This is a genomic window from Variovorax sp. GW821-FHT09B01 (assembly GCF_059418345.1).
This window is the reverse complement of sequence record NZ_JBWKPQ010000002.1, coordinates 321,856-344,211: the sequence shown is the minus strand read 5'-3', so window position 1 is coordinate 344,211 and position 22,356 is coordinate 321,856. Positions and strand designations below refer to the sequence as shown.

The following is a 22,356-nucleotide window of genomic DNA, read 5'->3' as shown; positions in this document are numbered from 1 at the left end:
CCGATGACCCTGCGCTGGCGTTCCCTGCTCGCGGCCGGCGTGCTGGCCTTCGGCCTCGCGGGCTGCGTCGGTGTCTACAAGGGCACCGGCGTCAGCATCAACAGCGGCACCCGGCTCGACGACACGCCGCGCATCGCGGTCATCTCGGCCTTCGAGCCCGAACTCAAGCTGCTGCTCGCGCGCCTGCAGGGCGCGGCGAAGCACGGCGTGAACGGCGTCGAATTCACCACAGGCACGCTCGAGGGCAAGCCGGTCGTGCTGTTCCTCTCGGGCATCAGCATGACCAACGCGACCATGAACACGCAGCTCGCGCTGAACCGCTTCCGCGTCACGAACATCGTGTTCAGCGGCATCGCGGGCGGCGTGAACCCCGCGCTGCACGTCGGCGACGTGACGGTGCCGGCCCAGTGGGGCCAGTACCTCGAAGTGCTGATGGCGCGCGAGACCACGCCCGGCAAGTACGCCGCCCCGCCCTTCATCACCGACGCCACCCTGCCCAACTTCGGCATGATGTTCCCGCGCCCGGTCGAGGTGCGCTCGGCCGCGCGGCCCGGCATCGAGCGCAAGTTCTGGTTCGAGGCCGACCCGAAGATGCTCGAGGTGGCGCGCGGCATCCGCAACGTCGACCTCGCGAGCTGCAGCGCCGGCAAGTGCCTGGCGCGCAAGCCCCAGCTGGTGGTGGGCGGCAACGGTGTCTCGGGCCAGGCCTTCATGGACAACAAGGCCTATCGCGAATACACCTTCAAGACCTTCCAGGCCAACGTGCTCGACATGGAGACCGCGGCCGTGGGCATGGTGGCCTACAGCAACGGCGTGCCCTACATCGCCTTCCGCTCGCTCAGCGACCTGGCCGGCGGCGGCGATGGCGAGAACGAGATGGGCACCTTCATGAACATCGCGGCCGACAACTCCGCGAAGGTCATGCTGGCGTTCCTGGCTGCCTGGAAGTGACGGCGCCGATCCGCCTCGTTCTGCTGCCCGGCATGGATGGCACGGGCGATCTGTTCGAACCGCTGCAGGAAGCCCTCGACCCGCACACGCGGGTCGACATCGTGCGCTACCCGGGTTCCGAGCCGCAGGGCTACGACGAACTCGAGCCCCGCATCCGCGCGCAACTGCCGGCCGGCGAGCCCTTCGTGCTGCTCGGCGAATCCTTCTCGGGCCCGCTCGCCATCGCGATCGCGGCCACGCCGCCGCCGGGCCTGCGCGGCCTCATCCTGTGCTGCAGCTTCGCACGAGCTCCCGCGCCCGGGCTCGCGCTGCTGCGCGGCGGCCTGCTCGGGCTGGCGATGAAGTTCCTGCATGCGGCACCGCTGCGGGCGCCCATGCAGCGCATGCTGCTGGGGCGCGGCGCCGATCCGCGCCTGGGCGCGCAACTGCAGGCCGCGCTCGGCAAGGTCTCGACGGCCGTGATGACGCATCGCCTGCGGGCGGTGCAGCGCGTGAACGTGACCGCGCTGCTGCCCCGCATCCGCGTGCCCGCGCTGTACCTGCAGGCGCTGCAGGACCGCCTGGTGCCCGCGAAGGCGGCCGCGATCATCGAGCGCGCCTTGCCGGCGCTGCGCATCGTCCGGCTCGACGGGCCGCACGGACTGCTGCAGGCCTCGCCCGCCGCCGCGGCCCGGGTCATCGACAATTTCTGCCGCGAGCGCGCCCTGTCCGCGCCCGCCACACCATGAATCCCAACGTGCTCCGGCTCGAAGGCATCACCAAGCGCTTCGGCAGCCTGGTCGCCAACGATGCCATCTCCCTCGACCTGCGCGCCGGCGAAGTGCTGGCGCTGCTCGGCGAGAACGGTGCCGGCAAGTCGACGCTGATGTCGATCCTGTTCGGCCACTACGTCGCCGACGAAGGCCGCATCGAGGTCTTCGGCGCGCCGCTCGCGCCCGGCAACCCCAAGGCCGCACTGGCCGCGGGCGTCGGCATGGTGCACCAGCACTTCACGCTGGCCGACAACCTCAGCGTGCTCGACAACGTGACCATGGGCACCGAGCCGCTGTGGCGCCCGCTGTCGCGCCGCGCGGCCGCGCGGGCCCGGCTGCTCGAGGTGGCGCAGCGCTTCGGGCTGCCGGTGCGGCCCGAGGCGACCATCGGGAGCCTCTCGGTGGGCGAGCGCCAGCGCGTGGAGATCCTCAAGGCGCTGTACCGCGGCGCGCGCATCCTGATCCTCGACGAACCCACCGCCGTGCTCACGCCGCAGGAGAGCGAGGCGCTGTTCGCCACGCTCTCGCAGATGGTGGCGCAGGGCCTGTCGGTGATCTTCATCAGCCACAAGCTCGGCGAAGTGCTGCGGGTGTCGCATCGCGTGGCCGTGCTGCGCGGCGGCAAGCTGGTGGCCGAGGCCGCCACGGCCGACACCACGCAGGCGCAGCTCGCGCTGTGGATGGTCGGGCATGCGGTCGAGGCGCCGCAGCGCCGGCCCGCGAAGTCGGTCGGCGACGCGGTCTGCGTGCTCGACCGCGTGAGCACCGCGGCTTCGAAGAGCGGCGGCCAGGACCGGCTGCGCGAGGTCTCGCTGACGCTGCGCGCGGGCGAGATCACCGCGATCGCGGGCGTCTCGGGCAACGGGCAGGTGGCGCTGGCCGAGCTGCTGTGCGGCACCCGCCGCGCCACCGCGGGCCGCGCGCAGCTCATGGGCCGCGCCCTGCCGCCCTCGCCCGCGCGCCTGGTGCAGCGCGGGGTGGCGCGCATTCCCGAGGACCGGCATGCGGTCGGCGTGGTCGGCGACCTGCCGGTGTGGGAGAACGCGGTGTCGGAGCGGCTGCGCAGCCCGGTGTTCTCGCGCGGCGCGATGTTCGTGAAGCGCGCGGCCGCCCGGCTGCATGCGCGTCGCATCGAGCAGGCCTTTGACGTGCGCGGCGCCGGCCTGATGGCGCCGGCGCGCTCGCTGTCGGGCGGCAACATGCAGAAGCTGATCCTCGGCCGCGCCCTGCTGCCGCCCGAGCAGCCCGAGCCCGGCCGCGACGAGGAACGCAGGTACCCGACCCAGGCCCCGCGCCTGATCGTGGCGCACCAGCCGACCTGGGGCCTGGACATCGGCGCCGTGGCCTATGTGCAGCAGCAGCTGATCGCCGCGCGCGATGCCGGCGCGGCCGTGCTCGTGATCTCCGACGACCTCGACGAGGTGCTGGCGCTCGGCGACCGCGTGGCGGTGATGCACGGCGGCCACCTGGGCGAGGCGCGCGCCGCCTCGGCCTGGACGCGCGAGGCGATCGGCCTGGCGATGGCCGGTGCCACCGTCTCCACCACCTCCACCGCGAAGGAGGCCACGCCATGATGCGGCTCGAACGACGCCACCAGGCCTCGCGCACCGCGCTGGTCCTGGCGCCCATCGGCGCGGTCGCCTTCACGCTCGCGATCAGCGCGCTGCTGGTGCTGTGGGCCGGCGCGCCCGTGGGCCGCACCTATGCGCTGCTGCTGCAGGGCGGCTTCGGCTCGGTGTTCGCCTGGAGCGAGACCCTCACGCGCGCGATCCCGCTGATCCTCACCGGCCTGGCCGCCACGGTCGCGTTCAAGGCGCGGCTGTTCAACATCGGCGCCGAGGGGCAGCTCTACGCGGGTGCGCTGGCCGCTGTCGCCGTGGGCGGCATGCACGGCGGCACCGGCTTCGAGCTGTCGCCCTGGCTGCTGTTCCCGCTGATGATGCTGGCCGCCGCCGTGGCGGGCGCGCTGATGCTGCTGGGCCCGGCGTTGATGAAGAACAGGCTCGGCGTCGACGAGGTCGTGACCACGCTGCTGATCAACTTCATCGTGCTGCTGGGCGTGTCGGCGCTGCTCGACGGGCCGATGAAGGACCCGACCGCCATGGGCTGGCCGCAGAGCGTGTCGCTGCAGTCCGACCTGGAGCTCGGCAAGCTGATCGCCCAGACGCGCGTCCACACCGGGCTGCTGTGGGCCGTGTCGCTCGCGGTGATGGTGTGGGCGGTCTTCAAGTACACGGTGCTGGGCTTCGACATCCGCGCCGTCGGCGCCAATGCGCGCGCCGCCGCCTTCGCCGGCGTGCCGGTGACGCGCACCGTGGTCTCGGTGGCGCTGCTGTCGGGCGCGCTGGCGGGGCTGGCGGGCGCGATCGAGGTCGCGGGCCGCACCAGCTACGTCACGCTCGACATGTCGCCCGGCTATGGCTACACCGGCATCGTGATCGCGATGCTGGCCGGCCTGCATCCGCTGGGCGTGATCGCCGCCGGCGTGTTCGTGGCCGGCGTGCTGGTCGGCGCCGACACCATGAGCCGCGCCGTCGGCGTGCCGACCTACATCGCCGACGTGATCGTCGCGGCCTCGCTGATCGCGGTGCTGGTGGCGACGCTGCTGACCCAGTACCGCGTGCGGAGGAGCCGATGACCGACCTGCTCGACATCCTCGCCAACCCCGCCTTCTGGGTCGCGGTGCTGCGCATCGCCACGCCGCTGATCCTCGGCACGCTCGGCGTGCTGCTGTGCGAGCGCGCCGGCGTGCTCAACCTCGGCATCGAGGGGATCATGGTCGCTGGCGCCTTCACCGGCTGGCTCGCGGTGTACCTGGGCGCGCCGCTGTGGGCGGGCGTGGGCATCGCGGCGCTCACGGGCGCCGTGTTCGGGCTGCTGCATGCCTTCCTGACCGTGGGGCTGGCGCTCTCGCAGCACGTGTCGGGGCTGGGCATCACCATGCTCGCGACCGCGCTGAGCTACTTCGGCTACCGCGTGAGCTTCCCGAAGGTCAACACGCCGCCGACCATCGTGCCCTTCGCGCCCATGGAGTGGCTGCACATCCCGGTGCTCGGCGCCCAGACGCCGCTGACCCTGCTCGCGCTGGCGCTGGTGCCCGCGGTGGCCTGGCTGCTCTACCGCACGCCGCTGGGCCTGGCGCTGCGCATGGTCGGCGAGAACCCGCAAGCGGCCGAGAGCCAGGGCGTGTCGGTCGCGGCCACGCGCACCGGCGCCATCGTCGCCGGCTCGGCGCTGATGGGCGTGGCGGGCGCCTTCCTCACGCTGTCGGCCTTCAACGCCTTCTTCTTCAACATGGTCAACGGCCGCGGCTGGATCTGCGTGGCGCTGGTGGTGTTCGCCTCGTGGCGGCCGGGCAAAGCCTTGCTGGGTGCGCTGCTGTTCGCCTTCTTCGACGCGCTCCAGCTTCGCCTGCAGCAATCGGGCGATGCCTTCCTGCCGTATCAGCTGTACCTGATGCTGCCCTACCTGCTGTCGATCCTCGCGCTGGTGCTCGTGGCCCGCAAGGCCAGCTATCCGCAGGCGCTGATGAAGCCCTACCGCAAGGGCGAACGCTGAGGGGTGGCGGCCGGCAGCGCCGGTTCGCCGCCGCGGCGCAGCAGCTGCACCAGTGCACGCAATGGCGCGGTGATGCGCCATGAACGCGAGTTGCGCAGCTCGGCGATCTGCCGTTCCAGCTGCGCGACGCGGCGGCTCGCGTTGGCCAGTTCGCGCTTGAGCGCGCTGCGGTCCAGCGCGGCATGGTTCGGGAACGCGAGACGCGGCGTGCCCACGGCCTCGGCACCGGCCGCCGGCTCGGCCAGCTCGCGTCCGATGCGCACCTTCGATGGCTCCGCGACGCGGGCATGGGCGCGCAGGGCCGAAGCGCGGTCGACGCCGTCGCCCAGCGTGGCGCTCAAGGCACCGTACAGATAGTCCGGGTCCTCGATGAAACGCGGGAAGTCGAGCAGCACGATCGGCACGTTCCGCTTCACCAGCGCATGCAGCAGCTCGTGGAAACCCAGCGCGAGCAGGCGCGCCTGGTCGATCGGGTTGAGCGAATAGACCACCCCGCCCGCCGTCGTGCCCCAGGTCTCCCATTGCTTGCAGTCCTCGTGCAGGCCGGGCATGGCATGGCGCGCGCGCAGCTCGTTGACGGTGCGGCTGGCGGCCGCCTCCACGATGCCGCGCATCGGGATGACGACGGCGTCGACCACCGTCTGCTCGTCGGCCAGCACGCGCTCCACGTACTCGAACAGCCAGGGCGACTTGATCACGTAGGGTGCATCGGGGTCGTTCAGCGGGAGGTCCTCGAGGCCCGCGTTGGCGTCCTCGTCGTAGCCCCGGTACTGGTCGCGCGCGATGTGGGTGTCCAGGCCGCATTCGGCGAGGTACTCCACCAGGAATGTCGTGCCCGCGCGGCCCGTGCCGGCGATCAGCAGGTGGTGCTTCATGCGCGGGTGCCCAGGGGAGCGACGACCGGCCGTGAAGCCGTGCTGAAAGCCAGCATCAGCGACTCCACGGCGTCGGCCAGCCGGCAGGCCGAGGTGTCGATGACCAGGTCGGGCGCCACGGGCGGCTCGTAGCTGTCGGAGATGCCGGTGAACGCCGCGATCTCGTTGCGGCGCGCCCGGGCATAGAGCCCCTTCACGTCGCGCTGCTCGCACAGCGCGAACGGCGCATGCACGTGGATCTCGCGGTAGGCCTCGCCGACGATCTCGCGCGCCATCGTGCGCTGCGCCTGCAACGGCGTGATGGCCGCGACGATCACGACCATACCCTGCCGGCTCAGCAGCCGGGCGACCTCGGCCATCCGCCGGATGCTCTCGCTGCGGTCGGCCTGGCTGAACCCCAGCCCCTGGCTCAGGCCGGCGCGCACCTCGTCGCCGTCGAGCACGACGCTGGCCACCTGCTCGCCCTGCAGACGGGCCCGCAGGCCCTGCGCGATGGTGGATTTGCCCGCGCCGGACAGCCCGGTCATCCACATGACGCATGATGGACCGCCGGGATGCCCCGGCAGTGCCAGGACGCCAGGTCCGAAGTCAAGGTCATCGCGCTTCATTGTTTTCAAAGCGTAAGCGGCACCCCTCGGACTTTTGTCTCTGCAAGGTAAAAAATTCTGAGTAGAGAATTACGATGGCCCGCCATCGCTCTCCACACACCCATGCCGAACTTCCTCCAATCCGCCTCGATCGCCGCCGTGCTCGCGTGCGGCACGGCCGCCCATGCACTGGGCACCGACTACGGCTACGACCGCTTCCAGACGCCCGATGCCGTCACCTGGGTCCAGCTCTGCGGCACCTGGGGACCGAACCACCAGGGCACCTACCGCGTGGTGCATGCCGAGCAGTACGCGCAGTCTTTTCTCTATGTGCAATGGATGGCGCGCGACGCCAACGGCAGCCTGCAGGCCGCGCACACGGTCCCCATCGCCGAGCTCGACAACGACCATGCCGAGATCGCGCTCAGCGAGCTGACCTGCCGCGCCACGCCGCGCGGCATCGTGCTGACGGCCAAGGCCGACTCGGGGCACGACGACAAGCTGCGGCGCGTGACCATCGAGGTCGGCCCGGCACCGGGCCAGTACCGCTTCCGGCCGCAGCGCACGCGCTGAGGCCAGCCAACCGGCCACGCCAGGCCGAATCTCCCCACAACGATCCCCAAGCCCCACGATGCTCGACCTCCTCCTCACCAACGCCACCCTCCCCGACGGCCGCACCGGCATGTCGATCGCCGTGCAGGACGGCCGCATCGCCGAAGTCACGGCCGGCCTGGCCGCGCCGGCGCACGACACGCTCGATGCCGCCGGCCAGCTGGTCGCGCCGCATTTCGTCGACCCGCATTTCCACATGGATGCCACGCTGAGCTACGGCCTGCCGCGCGTCAACCAGAGCGGCACGCTGCTCGAGGGCATCGCGCTGTGGGGCGAGCTCAAGCCCCTGCTGACGGCCGAGGCGCTGATCGAGCGCGCGCTGGCCTACTGCGACTGGGCCGTGGCCAAGGGGCTGCTCGCGGTGCGCTCGCATGTCGACACCAGCGATGCCAGCCTGCTGGCGGTCGACGCGCTGCTCGAGGTCAAGCGCCGCGTGGCGCCGTACCTCGACCTGCAGCTGGTGGCCTTCCCGCAGGACGGCGCGCTGCGCATCCCGGGCGGACTCGAGAACATCGAGCGCGCGCTCGACAAGGGCGTGGACGTGGTCGGCGGCATCCCGCACTTCGAGCGCACCATGGCCGACGGCGCGGCCAGCGTGAAGCGGCTGTGCGAGATCGCGGCCGAGCGCGGCAAGCTGGTCGACATGCACTGCGACGAATCCGACGACCCGCTCTCGCGCCACATCGAGACCCTGGCCTTCGAGACGCAGCGCCTGGGCCTGCAGGGCCGGGTCACGGGTTCGCACTGCACCTCGATGCATTCGATGGACAACTACTACGTGAGCAAGCTGCTGCCGCTGATCGCCGAGGCCGGCGTGAGCGTGGTATCGAATCCGCTGATCAACATCACGCTGCAGGGCCGCCATGACAGCTACCCCAAGCGCCGCGGCATGACGCGCGTGCCCGAGCTGCTGGCCGCCGGCGTCAACGTCGCCTTCGGCCACGACTGCGTGATGGACCCCTGGTACGGCATGGGCTCGGGCGACATGCTCGAGGTGGCGCACATGGGCCTGCACGTGGCGCAGATGACCAGCCAGGCCGGCATCCGCCAGTGCTTCGAGGCCGTGACCACCAACGCCGCGCGCGTGATGCACCTCGAGAACTACGGCCTCGAGGCCGGTTGCGATGCGAGCTTCGTGCTGCTGCAGGCGCGCGATCCCGTCGAGGCGATCCGGCTGCGCGCCACGCGCCTGAAGGTGTTCCGCAAGGGCCGGCTGCTGGCCGAGACGCCGGCGGCGACGGCCTCGCTGCACCTGCCGGGCCGCGGCGACGCGACGAGCTGGAGCCTGCCGAAGGCCTGAGCCTTCGCGCCGCTCGCGCAACTCCGCCGGCCGGGTGGCTGCACCTCGGCGGTGGATGGCTTCATCCGCGCGTTGCGATAGCTAGCTAGGCCGCGCGCGATTCGGGCGCCAGCGCCTCGGCCAGTGCCGCCAGCGCCTCGCCCACCGGCCGCTCGACCTTGAGCGCCAGCAGCGCGTCGGCCCGCGTACGCCCGAGGTTCACCGCGGCCACCGGCTTGCCGGCCGCCGCGGCTGCCTGCACGAAGCGGAAGCCCGAATAGACCATCAGCGACGAGCCCGCCACCAGCACCCCATCGGCGGCCTCGAGCGCTGCGAAGGCGGCGGCGACGCGCTCCCGCGGCACGCTCTCGCCGAAGAACACCACGTCGGGCTTGAGCAGGCCGCCGCAATGGGCGCAGGCCGGCACGTCGAAGGCCGAGAAGTCGTGGCCCTCGAGATCGGCATCGCCGTCGGGTGCCGCGCGCGCCTCGAGCGCGGCCCAGCGCGGATTGCGCGCGCGCAGTTCGCGCTGCAGCTCAGCGCGCGGCATGCGGCGTTCGCAGCCCATGCAGCGCACGGTGTCGATGCGCCCGTGCAGGTCGATGGTGGCGCGGCTGCCGGCGGCCTCGTGCAGGCCGTCGACGTTCTGGGTCAGCAGCAGGCCGACGCGGCCGGCCGCCTCGAGCCGCGACAGCGCGCGGTGCGCGGCACCCGGCCGGGCCAGCGCCATGGTCGGCCAGCCGATCAGGCTGCGCGCCCAGTAGCGGCGTCGGGTCGCCTCCTCGCCCATGAAGGCCTGGTAGGTCACGGGCGACGGCCGCTTCCATTCGCCGCGTGCATCGCGGTAGTCGGGGATGCCCGATTCGGTGCTGCAGCCCGCGCCGGTCAGCACGAACAGCTTGCGGTGGCGCGTGGCGAAGTCGGCGAGCGCGGCGGCGGTGGCGTCCATGCGGGGAGCATACGTGGGCCGGGCCAGGGCCGTGCGCACGGGGGAAATCGGGGCCGCCGTTGCGGCCGCGCGCCGTCCTTCCTACGATGCCGGCATCCCCCACGAGGAGCTCGCATGAACGTCCAGGGCGCCTGCCATTGCGGCCGCATCCGCTACGAAGCCGAGGTCGACCCCGAGAAGGTCGCGCTGTGCAACTGCACTGACTGCCAGGTGCTCTCGGGCACCGCCTACCGTGTGTCGGCCACCGTGCCGGCCGCGAGCTTCCGGCTGCTCGCGGGCACGCCGAAGGTCTACGTGAAGACGGCCGAGAGCGGCACGCGGCGGCGCCAGAGCTTCTGCGAGCACTGCGGCACACCGATCGCATCGAGCGCGGACAGCGACACGCCGCCGGCCTACTCGCTGCGCATCGGCCCGCTGGCGCAACGCGCGCTGCTGCCGCCGCGGCGCCGGCAATGGTGCCGCTCGGCGCTCGACTGGTCGCAAGACCTGAGCGCGCTGCCCGCGATCGAGGGCCAGGCCACCTGAAATCTCAGGCGGCGGCGATGCGCCCGTCGCGGAAGTGCACGACGCGGTCGGCCACGCCGAAGTAGCGGTCGTCGTGTGAGATGACGACCAGCGTGTGGCCCTTGGCGCGCAGCTCCGGCAGCAGCTCGGTATAGAACTGGTGGCGAAAGCTCGGATCCTGGTCGGCCGCCCATTCGTCGAACACCATCACGGGTCGCGCCTCGACCCAGGCATGCACCAGCGCGAGCCGCTTGCGCTGGCCGGTCGAGAGATCGATGGTGCTGAAGGCACCGTCGTTGACCGCCACCTTGCCCTCGAGCGCGAGCCGCGCCAGGCCGGCACGCGCGAGATCGTCGCGCTGCGCGTGCGTGAGGCCGGGCTCGTCGGTCAGCGCCTCGAACAGGTGGAAGTCCGAGAGCACCGGCGAGAACAGCTGGCGGTAGGTGTCGCGGCTCGCGTCGGTCACCGCCTCGCCATCGACCGTCAGCGTGCCGGACTGCGGCAGGTAGAGGCCGGTCAGCAGCTTGAGGAAGGTGGTCTTGCCCGAGCCGTTGTCGCCCGCGATGAAGAGGATCTCGCCGCGCGCGATGCGCAGGTCGATCGGGCCGAAGACGAACGGTGCGGTGACCTGCGAGGCTTGCGCGCCGTCCTCGGCTTCCGCGGGCGCGAAGGCGTAGCGGACGCCGCTGAGCGCGATGGCCTCGGCGAAGGCCGGGCGCGCGCCCATGCCGACGACCGCATCGGCCAGCCCGGGTTCCGGGCTCTCGAAGCGCTCGGTCAGTTCGGCGACCCGGCCCAGCGCCACGCGCGCCCGCGCGAAGAACGGCAGGAAGCCCAGCACCTGGTCCATCGGCCCCTTGAGGTAGAGCAGCGCCAGCACGAAGCCGCTGAGCGCCTCGGCCGACAGGTTCCAGAAGCGGGCCGCGCCGAAGACCACGGCGATGAACAGGAAGTACAGCGCCGAGCCGGCCTCGTGCGCGAACGAGAAGGCATCGCCGGCCTTCACGCTGGCCTGGCGGATGTCGTCGACGCTGCGCAGGATCTCGCCCTGATAGACCTGCGCGCGACGGCCGCGGCTCAGGCGCAGCTCCTTGGCCGCGTCGCCGAGCCGGCGCCAGGCCTTGTGCAATGCATCCTCGCCCTCGCGCGCCGCGTCGAAGCCGGCGATGGCACGTTCGAGCGCCAGCCGGTGGATCGCGATGCCGCCCGCCATCACCACAGCCAGCAGCGCCGCGAGCTGCCACGAGAGCCAGACCAGCCAGCCCAGGCAACCGAGCACGATGGTCGCGGAGACCACCGTCATCGGCAGGCCCAGGCACAGGCCGCTCACCATGCCGATGTCGTGCGTCAGCACGGGCGTCAGCCGGTGGGTGCGGAAGCGCTCGAGCTCGTCGATGGGCGCCGCGAGGATCCGCTGCGCGAGCCGGGTCCGCAGGCTGCGCAGGATGTCCTGCCCGATGCGGTTGGTGAGCGCGTCGGAAAGCACGCGCCCGGCCAGCGTGAGCAATGCGAGGCCCACGAAGGCCAGCGCCAGGCCCGAGGCCAGGCCGCCCTCGGCATGCAGCATGCGGTTGATGAGCGCGAGCAGCGCGACCGTCGCGGCGCTGCCGCCAACGCCCGCGAGTGTCGCCACGCCAAGGCCGAGCGCGTGGCGGCGCAGCAGGCCGTTCGGGCCCAGGAAGAGATCGGTGGTGGTGGCTTGGGGCATTCGGGCTGGTTCGGCGAAACGAAGGCCGCATGGCGCGGTCCGGCAGCGAGAAGGCCGCGGATCGTAGCAGCCGGGCGAAACCGCCCCGCCCCGGGCTCAGCCTTGCGAGTGGCCGGGCTGCAGCAAGTCGCACCACATGTGCACTTTGCCCAGCAGTTGGCCGTCGAGCGCGATCGCCAGCGGCTCGACGCCGAAAGACTGAAAGCCGCAGCGTTCGTAGAGCCGCTGGGCGGCATCGTTGCCTTCGGTCACGGTGAGCTGCACCAGGCGCAGGCCCGGCCGCTGGCGGGCGTGGTCCAGCAGCGCCAGCACCAGCCGGCAGCCGAAGCCCGCCTGCCGGGCCGATTCGGCCACCGACATGCCGAACAGCGTCGCCTTGTGCCGCGCGCGTTCGCGCCGCTCGAAGCTCAGGCCGGCCGCGCCGACCAGCCCGCTGGCGTTGAAGGCACCGTAGACCACGTCGGCCGTGTCGTCGCCCGGCGCCAGCCGCTCTTCCCACCAGCGCAGCGGCAAGGCGCCGCGCTCGGCCGCTGTGGAGGTGAAGGCGCTGCGATGCCGCTCGTAGGCATCGAGCATGCGCGCGCGATAGGCCACCGCGTCGGCCGGCACCAGCCGCCGGACGACATCCGCTGCGGTCTTCTGTTCAGAACCGGACACAGACGGCCTGCCTTTCCTGCAGCACGGCCTCCTGGGCGAAAGCCTGGCGGTAGGCCGCGATGATCTGGGCGACGGCCGCGTCGGCCTTGTCGTCGCGCGGATGCAGCAGCACCACGATCTTCGAGGGCTCGCGCACCACCGCGCCCGCCTCGCCGCGCCATTGGCCCACGGCGTCGATCACGGTGAGGCCCTGCGGGAAGGCCGGGGTCACGGTGCTGTCGAGGAAGCGCAGCCACTCGGCCTCGGACACCTGGCCGCCGGTGGGGATGGCGCGGCCGAAATAGAGGGTGTCACGCTCGAAGGGCGAGAGGCCTGGGGCGCAGGCCGCACCCGGCGATGCGGCAGGCGAAGTGGCGAACGAGCCGCATCCCGACAGCGACAGTGCCAGCATCGCGGCTGCGAGCCCGTGCAGGAATCGTCGCGTCGATGGCATTGGCATCGGCAGGAACGACCCCGCAGGCTCAGCGCGACGGCGCGATCGCGTCGGCGTAGTCGTAGAGCGCGCCCAGCAGCTCCTCGCCCTGCTCGTCCACCGTCTCGGACAGCGCATCGATCTCGGCGAACAGGCCCTCGACCGTGCGGGCACCGCCCTCGCCCTCGAACAGCCGCGCCGCGCGGTGCTCTTCCCAGCGCTGCGTCTCTTCCTCGCTCAGCGTCTCGGGCCAGTTGCGCGCGCGGTAGCGGAACACGATCTCCTCGAGCCGCCCGTCGTCGAAACCGGTGCGGTCCTTCGCGAGCTCGGCCGGAGAGAGCGCGCGCAGCTGGTTGAGTCGGCGCCGGTCGCCGTTGCCGACGAAGCCGCCGTAGAGGTCCTCGTCGACATCGGGCGTGGCCTCCTTCGGCCGTTCGTAGACCTTGGCCCAGATCGCGCTCATGTCGGGCAGGTCGCGCGCGATCGCGGCATGGCGCATGGCCGTGTCGAGATCGATGCCCCAGCGCTCGGCCATGGGCGCCGCCAGCGTGCGCAGGTTGCCCACCACCATCGGCGACTTGTTGAGGTGCACGCCCTTGATCGGCAGCCGCACCACGCCCTCGGGCAGTTCGGCGGCGCGCGTGAACATGCGCAGGCGCACGGTGTCGGCATCGAGGTCGCGCAGTTCGCTCGGGTCGTGCGCGAGGTCCCAGGCCAGCAGCTCGTTCTTGTTGGTGGGATGGCTGGCCAGCGGCCACATCACGGCCAGGCAGCCGCGCTCGGCCGGGAACATGCCCGAGACGTGCAGGAAGGGCTTCGCGGTCTCGCGCACCGCCGGCAGGCCGAGCTCGCTGGCCACGCGGTCCTTGCGGTGCAGCGCGAAGGCGAAGTCGAACAGCTTGGGCTGCGCGTTGCGGATCAGCCGTGCCAGCGCGATGGTGGCGCGCACGTCCGACAGCGCATCGTGCGCCGACTCGTGCAGCAGGCCGTTGGCCTTGGCGAGGTCCTCGAGCTTGAAGCTCTGGCTGCCGTCCTCCTTCTTCGGCCACTGGATGCCGTCGGGCCGCAGCGCATAGGTCAGGCGCACCACGTCGAGCAGGTCCCAGCGGCCGCACTCGTTCTGCCACTCGCGCGCATAGGGATCGATGAGGTTGCGCCAGAACAGGAAGCGCGTGACCTCGTCGTCGAAGCGGATGGTGTTGTAGCCCACGCCGATGGTGCCGGGCTGCGAGAAGGCGCGCTCGATCTGCGCCGCGAACTCGTGCTCGGGCAGGCCGCGTTCGAGGCACAGCTGCGGCGTGATGCCGGTGATCAGCGTGGCTTCCGGGCTCGGCAGGTAGTCGGGCGCGGGCTTGCAATAGATCATCAGCGGCTCGCCGATCTCGTTGAGCGCCGCGTCGGTGCGGATGGCGGCGAACTGCGAGGGCCGGTCGCGGCGCGGGACGGCGCCGAAGGTTTCGTAGTCGTGCCAGAGGAAGGTTTGAGCGGTCATGTCGTTGGGGAAAAGCGAAAGCGGATACCGGGTGCGGCGCCCGGCCTCAGAGCAGCGGCGACGACAGCCGCGCGACCGAGTCGCCGAGCCGTTGCCAGAAGGGCTGGGGCCGGTGCGCGCGCACGGCGGCCGAGCTGTGCAGGTCGGTCTCGAACTGCGCCGCCAGCGGTCGCGCCAATGCCGGACCATAAACCACCGCGCAGACCTCGAAGTTGAGGCGGAAGCTGCGGTTGTCGAAATTCGCGGTGCCGATCATCGCGCAGTCCTCGTCGACCACCAGCGTCTTCGAGTGCAGCATGCGCGCCTTGTACTCCCACACCTTCACGCCCGCGGCGATCAGTTCGTCGAAGTAGGAGCGCGCGGCGGCGCTCACGATGGCCGAATCGCTGCGCCGCGGCACCAGCAGCCGCACATCGACACCGCGCAGCGCGGCGCTCGTGAGCGCCATCAGCGCGGGCTCGCCGGGCACGAAGTACGGCGTGGTGAGCCAGGCGCGGTGGTTGGCGTTGTGGATCGCCTCGACGTGCATGCGGTGGATGGCCTCGAGCGTGTTGTCGGGTCCGCTGGTGACGATCTGCACCGGGATCTCGCCGGCTTCCACCTTGGGCAGCATGGCGTCGAGCCCGTCGCCGAAGCTGTGCAGGTCTTCGCCGGTGGCATAGGTCCAGTCCTCCATGAAGGTGGTCTGCAGCCAGCGCACCGCGCTGCCTTCCACGCGCAGGTGCACGTCGTGGTAGGCATCGGGACGCGTGCGCTTGTCTTCCTCGTCCGTGATGTTGACGCCGCCGGTGAAGCCCACGCGGCCGTCGCACACCACGATCTTGCGGTGGGTGCGGTAGTTGGTCACCGGACGCAGGCGACGGCCGATCCTGGTGTCGTGGAACAGCGCCACCTGCACGCCCGCGGCCAGCATCGGTGCCATGAACTTGCGGCCGATGCGCTGGGAGCCCAGCGCGTCGATCAGCAGGCGCACCTTCACGCCCTCGCCAGCGCGCGCCACCAGCAGGTCGCGCAGCGCGGTGCCGATGGTGTCGGGCTCGAAGATGTAGTACTCGAGATGCACGTGGTCGCGTGCCGCGCGCACCGCCTCGAAGATCGCGTCGAAGGTGCGCGCCCCGCCCGAGAGCAGTTCGACGCCGGTGGCGCTCGATACCGGGATGCCGCAGGTCGCGGTGCCCAGCCGCGCCATCTGCTGCAGCGCCGGTGGCGCATGCTCGGCCGCGTCGCGCAGCCGCGCGAGGTCGGCTTGCGCGTTGGCGTTCGCACGGGTGCGCAGGCGCTTAAGCCGCTGCTTGCGCAGGCGCTGCGGCCCGAGGAAGTAGTAGATGACGAACCCCGCGAACGGCAGCAGCGCCAGCGACAGGATCCAGCTCATCGTCGACACCGGCGCGCGCTTCTGCATCACGATCCAGACCGACAGCACGGCGATGTAGCCGCTCCATGCCAGGGAGAGGCCGGTTTTCCATTCGGGACTGAGTTCGGGGAGGATCAAGGCGAAGCGATCGGACGTCGGGGCCGGCCCGAGGACGCCGCAGGCATCGGGAAAAGGCGTGATCGGCCTGGCCGCACGCCGCTTTCCATCCCTGAAGCGCCCGCCCGAGGAAAAGAAAAAAGGCCGGCAGCGCGATGCTACCGGCCTTTTGAGGACGAATGTCCCGTCGATCGGCGGGGATCAGCCGGTCGCGGCTTCCTCGGCCTCGGGCTTGGACTTGCCTTCCTTCTTCGGCAGCGGCTGGATGTCGAGCAACACCTCGTCCTTCTCGTCGAGGTCGACTTCCAGTCGCCCGCCTTCGGTCAGGCGGCCGAACAGCAGTTCGTCGGCCAGTGCACGACGGATCGTGTCCTGGATCAGGCGCTGCATCGGCCGTGCGCCCATCAGCGGATCGAAGCCCTTCTTCGCCAGGTGCTTGCGCAGCTTGTCGGTGAACGTGACCTCGACCTTCTTCTCGGCCAGCTGCGTTTCGAGCTGCAGCAGGAACTTGTCGACCACGCGCAGGATGATCTGCTCGTCGAGCGCCTTGAAGTTGACGATGGCATCCAGCCGGTTGCGGAATTCGGGCGAGAACAGGCGCTTGATGTCGCCCATTTCGTCGCCGGCCTGCCGCGGGTTGGTGAAGCCGATGGTCGCCTTGTTCATGGTCTCGGCACCCGCGTTCGTCGTCATGATGATGATGACGTTGCGGAAGTCGGCCTTGCGCCCGTTGTTGTCGGTCAGCGTGCCGTGGTCCATGACCTGCAGCAGCACGTTGAAGATGTCCGGGTGCGCCTTCTCGATTTCGTCGAGCAGCAGCACCGAGTGCGGCTTCTTCGTGACGGCCTCGGTCAGCAGACCGCCCTGGTCGAAACCGACGTAGCCCGGAGGCGCGCCGATCAGGCGGCTCACCGCGTGACGCTCCATGTACTCCGACATGTCGAAGCGGATCAGCTCGATGCCCATGATGTAGGCGAGCTGCTTGGCCGCTTCGGTCTTGCCGACGCCCGTGGGACCCGAGAACAGGAACGAGCCGATCGGCTTGTCGCCCTTGCCCAGGCCCGAACGCGCCATCTTGACCGCGGAGGCCAGCACTTCGAGCGCCTTGTCCTGGCCGAACACCACGCTCTTGAGGTCGCGCTCGATCGTCTGCAGCTTGCCGCGGTCGTCGTTGCTGACGTTGGCCGGGGGAATGCGCGCGATCTTCGCGACGATTTCCTCGACCTCGGTCTTGCTGATGGTCTTCTTGCGCTTGCTCGCTGGCAGGATGCGCTGGGCCGCGCCCGCTTCGTCGATGACGTCGATCGCCTTGTCGGGCAGGTGACGGTCATTGATGTACTTGGCGCTCAGTTCGGCCGCGGCCTGCAGTGCGGCCACCGCGTACTTCACGCCATGGTGTTCCTCGAAGCGCGACTTCAGGCCCTTGAGGATGTCGACGGTTTCCTGCACCGAGGGCTCGACCACGTCGACCTTCTGGAAACGACGCGACAGGGCCGCATCCTTCTCGAAGATGCCGCGGTATTCGGTGAAGGTGGTCGCACCGATGCACTTGAGCTGGCCGCTCGAGAGCGCCGGCTTCAGCAGGTTCGACGCATCGAGCGTGCCGCCCGAGGCCGCGCCGGCACCGATCAGGGTGTGGATCTCGTCGATGAACAAGATCGCGTTCGGCTTGTCCTTGAGCGACTTGAGCACGCCCTTGAGGCGCTGTTCGAAGTCACCGCGGTACTTGGTGCCCGCGAGCAGCGCGCCCATGTCGAGCGAGAACACGTTCGACTCGGCCAGGATCTCGGGCACGTCGCCCTGCGTGATGCGCCATGCCAGGCCCTCGGCGATCGCCGTCTTGCCCACGCCGGCCTCGCCGACCAGCAGCGGGTTGTTCTTGCGCCGGCGGCACAGGATCTGGATCACGCGCTCGACCTCGTACTCGCGGCCGATCAGCGGATCGATCTTGCCGTCCTTGGCCATCTGGTTGAGGTTCTGCGTGAACTGTTCGAGCGGCGAGGCCTTCTCGTTCTTCTCGCCGCCGCCCTCTTCGCTCTCGTTCGAGGAGGCTTCGCTGTTGCCCTTGACGGCTTCCGGCGGATCGCTCTTCTTGATGCCGTGGGCGATGAAGTTCACCACGTCGAGGCGGGTCACGCCCTGCTGGTGCAGGTAATAGACCGCGTGCGAGTCCTTCTCGCCGAAGATCGCGACCAGCACGTTGGCGCCGGTGACTTCCTTCTTGCCGTTGCCGGTGGACTGCACATGCATGATGGCGCGCTGGATCACGCGCTGGAAGCCCAGCGTGGGCTGGGTGTCCACATCGTCGGTACCCGCCACCTGGGGCGTGTTGTCCTTGATGAAGTTGGTGAGCGACGCCCGCAGGTCGTCGACGTTGGCCGAGCAGGCGCGCAGAACTTCCGCGGCGCTCGGGTTGTCCAGCAAAGCGAGCAGCAAATGCTCCACGGTGATGAACTCGTGGCGCTGTTGCCGGGCCTCGACGAAGGCCATGTGCAAGCTGACTTCCAGTTCCTGGGCAATCATGTGATTTCCTTTTTGCCTTGCTGTAAATAAGTTCTCAGATGGGTTGGAGCTTGCCTAAATCAACAGGTTCATTCCACGGGTTCGCTGACACATTGCAAAGGATGCCCTGCCTGCTTGGCCGCCTCCATCACCTGGTTGACCTTGGTGGCCGCCATGTCGCGGGAATAGACCCCACAGACGCCGCGGCCATCGAGGTGGATCTTGAGCATGATCTGGGTGGCGCTTTCGCGGTCCTTGCTGAAGTACTCCTGCAAGACGACGACCACGAACTCCATGGGCGTGTAGTCGTCGTTGAGCATGACCACCTGGTACATCTGGGGGGGCGCCGTTTTCTGCGGACGTCGCTCGAGGACGACCGAATCTCCGTCGTCTCGCGCCGGTTTGCGCACCGGTGGCGTGGGAGGGGTCGAAGGAATTCTCGTTGCCATGAAAAAGATTCTATAGAGCGTGCAAGCGCCGTGCCGGCTCGGGAAAAGCTGGTGGCGAGAATTCGACAAATCAAGAGGCTTGCGTCTCATACGCCGTCAAAAATCCATTCAACGGATTTTGACGATATCCGGCTCGGATATTCCGCCGAACAGGCTTTCGGGGGACCGGCAATTTGGGCCTTTGGGCGTGTTCGGCGGGCGGCAGTTCCGCTGGGAATCGGTGATTTCCTTGGCGCCAAGGTCTTGCAGCCGGGGTTCTGGGCCGGAATGGGCTACACAGCCCGGGAGCGCTTGCGCCTTTTTTCGCCGCGCCTATCGGGCCGAATGGCTTCCTCCACCGCCAGCCTCGGGACCCTCGCCCCCTGCGTCCTGTCCGTAAACATCGCGCCGACAGCCCGCCGTCTCACCCATCGGCAGCCAGAGCGTTCACAAGCCCGGGGGTTCACCTGCAACAACTTCGGCAGGCAGCACGGCCGGCACCGGCGAGGTGCGCCAGCGGAATGCCCGCTGCAGCGCCGCCCCATCGGAGACGCAAATGGCTTGCCAAACTGTTCCAGCTGACGCGGTTCGGGTGCGCCGGCGCAGCGCTCGCCAACCGATTCGGCGCCGCCTTGGGTCGCCACCCGACAGCCGCCTGGGTTCAGGCGCCCGTTTTCAACGGAAATCCGTAGCAATCCGCCCGCAGATGTAAGTCATGCCCGGTTGAAATTCAAGCCGAGGGATGAACCCAGGTGAGAGCACCTCAGGCGTACTCGATGTGGCAGGCGATGCGTTTCCCAGCACCGCCTGGCGATCCGTCCGCAAGCATCCCGGCGCCATGGCTTCGGAGGCTCACGTGCATGCGGACGATCTCGCGCTTGTCCCGCAGTGCGTCGAGCCAATGGCCCGACAGCACCGGCAACAACTGCTGCTCCATGAACGCGACGAGTTGCCGCGCGCCGGTGTCGTGGACCCGGCATCGCCCGATGACATGAGCGACGAGATCGTCCGCGTAGCTCAGATCGATGCCGTGCTGCTCGCCCATCCGGTCCGCGATGCGCTGCAGATGCAGCGCGGCGATGCCGGCCATGACCGGCGTCGACAGCGGCAGGTACGGCACCACCGTCACGCGGTCTAGAAAGGCGGCGGAAAAGACGCGGCGCAGCGGCGCCGCTGCCAAGCCTGAACACAAGGCGTCGACCGAGGGCATCGCTGCCGGGTTCCTGCAGGCGTGCTCGATGAAGGCCGAGCCGACGCTGCTGGTGAGCAGGATCGTGGTGTGGCGAAAGTCGACGCGTTGTCCTTCGCCGTCCTCCAGCCATCCCTGGCCGAACACCTGGCAGAAGAGCTCGTGCACATCGGGATGGGCCTTCTCGACCTCGGCCAGCAGCACGACGCCATAGGGCCGGCGGCGAACGGCCTCCGTGAGCACGCCGACCTCACCGTATCCGACGCTGCCCGAAGGCGCGCCCCGGAGCATCGCCACGCTGTGAGGCTCCTGGAACTCGCTCATGTTCAGGGTAATGAGGCTCTGCTCGCCGCCGTGCATTGCCTCGGCCAAGGCCAGCGCCGTTTCGGTCTTGCCGACACCGGGAGGCCCGGCCAGCAGGAACACGCCGGAGGGCTTGCATGGATCCGTGAATCGCGCGTGCGCCGTCTGGATGCGCCGCGCGATGATGTCGAGCGCGCCCGCTTGGCCAAGCACGCGCTGCTCGAGCACCTGCCGCAGCTGAAGCACGGCCAGGGCCTCGTCGGTGAGCAGCCGCCCGGTGGGGATACCGGTCCACTCGGCGACGATCTTCGCAACCACGGCTTCGTCGACCTGGAGAAAGACCTGCGGCGTGTCTTGCTGAAGGCCTTGAAGCTCCTGCTCGAGCACCGATGAATCGAGGTGCGGAAGATGGTCCGGCTCACCCTCCCCCTCCGTTCTTTCTTCTACCCTCAGCGCCTGGATCTGCCGGACCAGCGCCTTCTCCCCCCGCCACTTGTTCTTCTGCGCCCTGAGCTCATCGCGGATCTGCTCGAGCGAATCGCGCACCGCGATCAGCCGTGCCAGCCGGGTCTCGCAACCGCGGGCCATCCTGGTTTCGTCGCGCAGCAGCCCGACCTCGACCGCGAGCGCCGCGATCCGCTGCCGCAGGCCCGTCACGGCAGGGGGCGGCACGTGCAGCGACATGGCCACGCGCGCACAGGCCGTGTCGAGCAGGCTGATGGCCTTGTCGGGCAGCTGCCGCGCAGGCAGGTAGCGATGCGACAGCACGACAGCGGCGCGCACCGCTTCGTCGAGCACGGTCACGCCATGGTGCACGGCGAAGGTGGTGGCGAATCCCCGCACCATGTCGATGGCGTCCGCCGCCTGCGGCTCCATGATCTGCAGCACCTGGAAGCGGCGCGCGAGCGCAGGATCCTGTTCGACGTGCCGCCTGCATTCGCGCCGAGCGGTGGCGCCGATGACGCGCAACGCACCGCGCGCGAGAACTGTCCTCAAGAGATTGGCGGTATCTCCCGCTGCGTCCCGGTCACCTGCGTCGACCAACGCATGCAATTCTTCGATGAACAGGATCACCGGCCGAGTCGACTGCGTCGCTTCCCGCAGCAACGCCTCGAGCCTGTGCCCGAACTCTCCATGCGCGCCGGCACCGGACAACAGTGCGCCGACGTCGAGGCTCAGCAGCCGCGCATGGCGCAACTTCGGCGGGACCTCGGCCCTGGCGATCGCCAACGCGAGCCCCTCGACGACCGCGGTCTTGCCCACGCCGGCCTCGCCGGTGAGCAAAGGGTTGTTCTGGCGCCGACGCAGCAGGATGTCGACCATGGCGCCGATCTCCTGGCCACGGCCGATGACGGGATCGATCCGCTCCACACGTGCATGCTCGGTGAGATCGGTGCAGTAGACAGCCAGCGCGGACCCAGCCGAGGTGGCTGGTGCCATCGCGAGACCGGCATCGCCGGGAAACACCGACACGGTGCCTGAGCCATCGTGAGGTCCTTCCGCTTCTTCGGGTGACCCCTTCACGAGCGCGAGCAGTTCATCGGGGCGCCTTTCGATCGCCAAGGCCCGAAATGCGGGCGATATCTCGAACAGCACGCGCCGAAGCTCCGGGGTCTGCAACAGCGCGCTCATCAGTTGCACTCCGCGGATGCAACGGCTGCCGAACTCGAGACTGGACAAGAGCCAGGCGCGCTCGATCGCCGCTTCGATGTGGTGCGAGAAGTCGCTCAACGACGAAGTGCCGGCGGGCAGGCACGACAAGGCCGCGGCAAAACCCTTGTCGAGCAGTGGCAGGCTGATGCGATGGTGATGGCACAGGCGATGCAGGTCGCCATCGCCGGCCTGACGGAGTTGGTGCAGCCAGTGCACGAGTTCGACATGCGGATTGCCGCGCAGCTTCGCGAACGCCGTCGCCGATTCGATCGCGCGAAACAGCGTGGGGTCGAGCTTCAGGAACAGTGCTCGCCGAGACAAGATCATGGCTGGCCATCCCCTCGCTCACGCTGCATGCATGCCTGCGCGAAGCGATGCGCGGCTTGCGCGCATGGCGGCATCGATCGCGACTTCTTCCTGTCCCTCATCGTGCACTCCCCTGATCCTCTATGCGCACGATTCTGTCGAGGCAGT

The 22,356-nt window shown here is 69.6% G+C and carries 19 protein-coding genes; 8 read left to right on the top strand and 11 right to left on the bottom strand.

Features of this window, described 5'->3' with window-relative positions; all coding sequences use genetic code 11:
- The first annotated feature begins 3 nt into the window (after positions 1-3).
- Genes AC07RV_RS08780 through AC07RV_RS08760 form a run of 5 tightly spaced genes read left to right on the top strand, consistent with a single transcriptional unit; the run spans position 4 to position 5,261 of the window.
- Positions 4-951 (top strand): 5'-methylthioadenosine/S-adenosylhomocysteine nucleosidase, encoded by a 948-nt coding sequence (locus AC07RV_RS08780; RefSeq protein ID WP_296782904.1) that lies wholly within the window; start codon positions 4-6, stop codon positions 949-951.
- Positions 948-1,679 carry an alpha/beta fold hydrolase gene (locus AC07RV_RS08775; RefSeq protein WP_296782868.1) on the top strand — a complete coding sequence of 244 codons (732 nt, stop codon included), beginning with the start codon at positions 948-950 and terminating at the stop codon, positions 1,677-1,679. The genes AC07RV_RS08780 and AC07RV_RS08775 overlap by 4 nt, the downstream gene beginning before the upstream one ends.
- Positions 1,676-3,277, top strand: coding sequence for an ABC transporter ATP-binding protein (locus AC07RV_RS08770; protein ID WP_296782870.1), 1,602 nt, complete (start codon positions 1,676-1,678; stop codon positions 3,275-3,277). The genes AC07RV_RS08775 and AC07RV_RS08770 overlap by 4 nt, the downstream gene beginning before the upstream one ends.
- Entirely contained in the window at positions 3,277-4,341 is a 1,065-nt protein-coding gene (locus tag AC07RV_RS08765) for an ABC transporter permease (RefSeq protein WP_172705451.1), read from the top strand. Before AC07RV_RS08770 ends, AC07RV_RS08765 begins: the two co-directional genes overlap by 1 nt.
- Positions 4,338-5,261 (top strand): ABC transporter permease, encoded by a 924-nt coding sequence (locus tag AC07RV_RS08760; RefSeq protein WP_093342192.1) that lies wholly within the window; start codon positions 4,338-4,340, stop codon positions 5,259-5,261. Before AC07RV_RS08765 ends, AC07RV_RS08760 begins: the two co-directional genes overlap by 4 nt.
- Here the strand turns inward: AC07RV_RS08760 and AC07RV_RS08755 are convergent.
- Together AC07RV_RS08755 and cysC are read right to left on the bottom strand one after the other, a co-directional pair.
- The gene (locus AC07RV_RS08755) at positions 5,240-6,136 is read right to left on the bottom strand and encodes a hypothetical protein (RefSeq protein WP_296782873.1); all 897 of its coding nucleotides are present in this window, start codon (positions 6,134-6,136) and stop codon (positions 5,240-5,242) included. The genes AC07RV_RS08760 and AC07RV_RS08755 overlap by 22 nt on opposite strands.
- Positions 6,133-6,669, bottom strand: coding sequence for an adenylyl-sulfate kinase (gene cysC, locus AC07RV_RS08750; RefSeq protein WP_296782875.1), 537 nt, complete (start codon positions 6,667-6,669; stop codon positions 6,133-6,135). Before cysC ends, AC07RV_RS08755 begins: the two co-directional genes overlap by 4 nt.
- A 177-nt stretch (positions 6,670-6,846) precedes the next feature.
- On the opposite strand from cysC, the gene AC07RV_RS08745 reads away from it, so the two are divergent.
- Both AC07RV_RS08745 and AC07RV_RS08740 read left to right on the top strand, forming a co-directional pair.
- Positions 6,847-7,296, top strand: coding sequence for a hypothetical protein (locus AC07RV_RS08745; RefSeq protein ID WP_093342197.1), 450 nt, complete (start codon positions 6,847-6,849; stop codon positions 7,294-7,296).
- A 58-nt stretch (positions 7,297-7,354) separates the two neighbouring features.
- Positions 7,355-8,635, top strand: a complete 1,281-nt coding sequence (locus tag AC07RV_RS08740; RefSeq protein WP_296782877.1) for an amidohydrolase family protein — start codon at positions 7,355-7,357, stop codon at positions 8,633-8,635.
- A gap of 85 nt (positions 8,636-8,720) precedes the next feature.
- Here AC07RV_RS08740 and AC07RV_RS08735 read toward each other — a convergent pair whose 3' ends face one another.
- Entirely contained in the window at positions 8,721-9,563 is an 843-nt protein-coding gene (locus tag AC07RV_RS08735) for an NAD-dependent protein deacetylase (protein WP_296782879.1), read from the bottom strand.
- Between the two features lie 114 nt (positions 9,564-9,677).
- On the opposite strand from AC07RV_RS08735, the gene AC07RV_RS08730 reads away from it, so the two are divergent.
- Positions 9,678-10,088: a GFA family protein gene (locus tag AC07RV_RS08730; RefSeq protein WP_296782881.1), complete on the top strand. Its 411-nt coding sequence runs from the start codon at positions 9,678-9,680 to the stop codon at positions 10,086-10,088.
- A 4-nt stretch (positions 10,089-10,092) separates the two neighbouring features.
- Here the strand turns inward: AC07RV_RS08730 and AC07RV_RS08725 are convergent, their stop codons facing one another.
- From AC07RV_RS08725 to tssH, 8 genes are all read right to left on the bottom strand, one after another.
- Positions 10,093-11,775 (bottom strand): cyclic peptide export ABC transporter, encoded by a 1,683-nt coding sequence (locus AC07RV_RS08725; protein ID WP_296782883.1) that lies wholly within the window; start codon positions 11,773-11,775, stop codon positions 10,093-10,095.
- A 96-nt stretch (positions 11,776-11,871) separates the two neighbouring features.
- Entirely contained in the window at positions 11,872-12,432 is a 561-nt protein-coding gene (locus AC07RV_RS08720) for a GNAT family N-acetyltransferase (protein ID WP_296782885.1), read from the bottom strand.
- On the bottom strand, positions 12,419-12,823 hold the full coding sequence (locus AC07RV_RS08715; RefSeq protein ID WP_296782888.1) for a DUF3574 domain-containing protein: 405 nt from the start codon (positions 12,821-12,823) through the stop codon (positions 12,419-12,421). Before AC07RV_RS08715 ends, AC07RV_RS08720 begins: the two co-directional genes overlap by 14 nt.
- A 70-nt stretch (positions 12,824-12,893) precedes the next feature.
- Positions 12,894-14,336 (bottom strand): exodeoxyribonuclease I, encoded by a 1,443-nt coding sequence (sbcB, locus tag AC07RV_RS08710; protein WP_296782890.1) that lies wholly within the window; start codon positions 14,334-14,336, stop codon positions 12,894-12,896.
- 46 nt (positions 14,337-14,382) lie between these two features.
- Positions 14,383-15,828: a cardiolipin synthase gene (cls, locus tag AC07RV_RS08705; RefSeq protein WP_203201149.1), complete on the bottom strand. Its 1,446-nt coding sequence runs from the start codon at positions 15,826-15,828 to the stop codon at positions 14,383-14,385.
- A 180-nt stretch (positions 15,829-16,008) separates the two neighbouring features.
- Positions 16,009-18,330: an ATP-dependent Clp protease ATP-binding subunit ClpA gene (clpA, locus tag AC07RV_RS08700; RefSeq protein ID WP_093342208.1), complete on the bottom strand. Its 2,322-nt coding sequence runs from the start codon at positions 18,328-18,330 to the stop codon at positions 16,009-16,011.
- A gap of 68 nt (positions 18,331-18,398) precedes the next feature.
- Positions 18,399-18,758 (bottom strand): ATP-dependent Clp protease adapter ClpS, encoded by a 360-nt coding sequence (gene clpS / locus AC07RV_RS08695; RefSeq protein ID WP_093342210.1) that lies wholly within the window; start codon positions 18,756-18,758, stop codon positions 18,399-18,401.
- A 742-nt stretch (positions 18,759-19,500) separates the two neighbouring features.
- Positions 19,501-22,209: a type VI secretion system ATPase TssH gene (gene tssH, locus AC07RV_RS08690; RefSeq protein ID WP_296782891.1), complete on the bottom strand. Its 2,709-nt coding sequence runs from the start codon at positions 22,207-22,209 to the stop codon at positions 19,501-19,503.
- Positions 22,210-22,356: the final 147 nt, after the last annotated feature.